The following is a 3,006-nucleotide window of genomic DNA, read 5'->3' on the forward strand; positions in this document are numbered from 1 at the left end:
GGTTCGCCGGTGTGGTGGAGGGGTTGGCGGCGCAGGGTGCGTCGTTGTTCGTGGAGTGTTCGCCGCATCCGGTGCTGGTGCCGGTGATCGAGGCCGCGGCGGTGGGTTCGTTGCGGCGTGACGACGGCGGGCCGCGGCGGATGCTGCGCAGCCTGGCGGACGCGTTCGAGCTGGGCGCGCCGGTACGGCTCGCGGAACCCGGCACGCCACCCCCGGCACTGCCGACGTACCCCTTCCAACGACAGCGCTACTGGGTCGCGCCACAGCGGCGGGACACCGGCGTCAGCGGCTTCGCAGCCGTCGGCCACCCCCTGCTCAGCGGTGTCGCCGAGGTGGGCGACACCGGGCAGCTGCTGCTCACCGGCCGGCTCGACGCGCAGGCCCAGTCGTGGCTCGCCGAGCACATCGTCGGCGACACCGTCGTGGTGCCCGGCACGGTCGCCCTCGAGGTCGCGCTGGCCGCCGCCGAGCAGGCCGGGTGCGACACCGTCGCGGAGCTGACCGTCACCGCGCCCATGGTGCTCACCGACGGCCGGCTCGACCTGCAGATCACCGTCGGGTCGCCCGGCGGTCAGGGCGAACGGACCGTCGCGGTGCATGCCCGCGAGGCGGACGGCGCCTGGCGCCGCCACGCCGAGGGCGTGCTGGCCGTCTCCGGTGCCGCGCCCGGCGCCCCGGCGGCGGCGCTGGCCGCACCCGCCATCGACCTCGGCGACGCGTACGAACGGATGGCCGCGCTCGGCGTCACGTTCGGCGACGCGTACCGCGGGCTGCGCGCCGTCCGGCGACTCGGCGATGTGATCGAGGCGGACGTGGCCGTCCCGGACGACGCGGACGCCTTCCACCTGCACCCGGTCCTGCTGGCCACCGCGATGCAGGCCGACCTGCTCTGCCAGGCCGGCGACGAGATGCGGATGCCGTTCTCCTGGACCGGTGTCCGGGTCCGCGGCGGCCCGGCCACCCCGACCGTCCGGGTCCGTACCGACGGCGCCACCCGCACCGTCCACGACGCGACCGGCGCACCGATCGCCCACGTCGCCGGGGTGGTGCTGCGCCCGGTGGCGCCCGGCGGATTCGACGACCCCGACGCCGCGGTCTTCCGGCTCGACTGGCCGGTGCTCGACGCGCCGCCCGCCCCGCCCGGCGACTGGGCGGTACTCGGCGGCGACCTGCCCGGTGCGTCGGCCCATGCCGACCTGGCCGCGCTCGGCGCCGCCCTGGACGCCGGGGCGGCCGTCCCGGAGGTCGTGTTCCACCTGCTCGCGGACGCCTCCGCCACACCGGACGACGACCTGCCGGCCGCCACCCGCGCGGCCACCGCGGCAACGCTGGAGCTGATCCGGGCGTGGCTGGCCGAGCCCCGGCTCGCCGCCGCCCGGCTCGTCGCGGTCACTCGCGGCGCGGTGCCGGTACGACCCGGCGAGCCGGTCGCCGACCTGGTCCACGCCCCGGTCTGGGGCCTGATCCGGGTCGCCGGCCAGGAGCATCCCGGCCAGTTCGGGCTGCTCGACCTCGACGGCCCGGCACCGGACCCGGCGACGCTCGCGGCGGCCCTGGCCACCGGCGAACCGCAGCTGGCGATGCGTGCCGGCAGCCCGCACGTGCCGCGCATCGTGCCCGCCCCGCCGGCCGCCGGCGAACCGATCGACACGTCCGGCACCGTGCTGGTCACCGGCGCGACCGGTGGCCTCGGCGCGCTCGTCGCCCGGCACCTCGCCGAGCGGCACGAGGCACGCAACCTGCTGCTGGTCAGCCGCAGCGGCAGCGCCGCCGACGGCGCCACCGAACTCGTCGCCGACCTGGCCGCCCTCGGCGTCGCGGTCACGGTCGCGGCCGTCGACGTCGCCGACCGCGACGATCTCGCCCGGGTCCTGGCGAACCTCGCGCCGGACCGTCCGCTCAGCGCCGTCGTGCACGTCGCCGCCGTCCTCGACGACGGCGTGCTCACCGGCCTCACCGCGGACCAGATCGACCGGGTCTTCCGGCCCAAGGTGGACGCGCTGCTGCACCTCGACGCGCTCACCCGGGACCTGCCGGTCGGCTCGTTCGTGCTGTTCTCCTCGATCGCGAGCCGGCTCGCCGGCCACGGCTCCGGCTCCTACTCGGCGGCCAACGCGTTCGTCGACGCGTTCGCCGCCCGCCGCCACGCCGACGGCCGCCCGGTCGTCTCCCTCGCCTGGGGACTGTGGGCGGAGAGCGGCGGCATGGCCGGACGGCTCAACCGCACCGGCCTGGCCGGGATCGCCTCCGCCGGGCTCACCCCGATGGACGCCGCCGAGGCGCTCCGCCTCCTGGATGCCGCCGCCACGGCCGCCACCGACCCGACCGCCGACGCGCTGTTGCTGCCGCTGCGGCTGGAACGCGCTCTGATGCGGGCCGCGGCCGCCCGCGGCGAGCTGCCCGCGACGCTCGACCGGCTGGTCCGCGTCCCGCGCCGCACGGCCGGGGCCGCCGACGCGGGAGGCGCCGAGACGCTGGTCCGCCGGCTCGCCGCCGCCGGGCCCGGCGAACGGCAACGGATCCTCACCGAGCTGGTCCGCACCCAGGTGGCCGCGGTGCTCGGCTACGGCCGGCCCGCCGACGTCGACCCCGACCGGGCGTTCCGCGAACTCGGCTTCGACTCGGTCAGCGCGCTGCACCTGCGCAACCGCCTCAACGCCGCCACCGGACTGCGCCTGCCGACGACGGTCGTCTTCGACTCGCCGACGGTCACCGCGATCGCCGAGCGGGTGGCCGGCGACCTCGTACCCACCGGGTCCGCGACCCGGGACGAGGCGGCGCCGGACGACGACCAGGTCCGCCGGATTCTGGCCGCCGTCGACCTCGGCCGCCTGCGCGAGGCGGGGCTGCTCGACGCCCTGCTGCGCCTGGGCGCCGAGCCGGACGCCCCGCCCGCCGAGAGCGGCGGCGCGGATGCCGCGGACGACCTGGACGACCTCGACCTGGAGCGGCTGGTGCAACTGGCCCTCGACCCGACCGAGCACTGAAGCGCTGGGAGAGACGTAC

The 3,006-nt window shown here is 77.4% G+C and carries 1 protein-coding gene; it reads left to right on the plus strand.

Going from position 1 to position 3,006, the window contains the following annotated elements; all coding sequences use genetic code 11:
- On the plus strand, positions 1 to 2,987 hold a 2,987-nt coding region (locus tag LDL48_RS41385), incomplete at its 5' end, for a type I polyketide synthase (protein WP_225260670.1).
- Positions 2,988 to 3,006: the final 19 nt, after the last annotated feature.

Origin of the sequence: Jidongwangia harbinensis, from assembly GCF_020216025.1 — a bacterium.
GTDB classification, from domain to species: domain Bacteria; phylum Actinomycetota; class Actinomycetes; order Mycobacteriales; family Micromonosporaceae; genus Actinoplanes; species Actinoplanes harbinensis.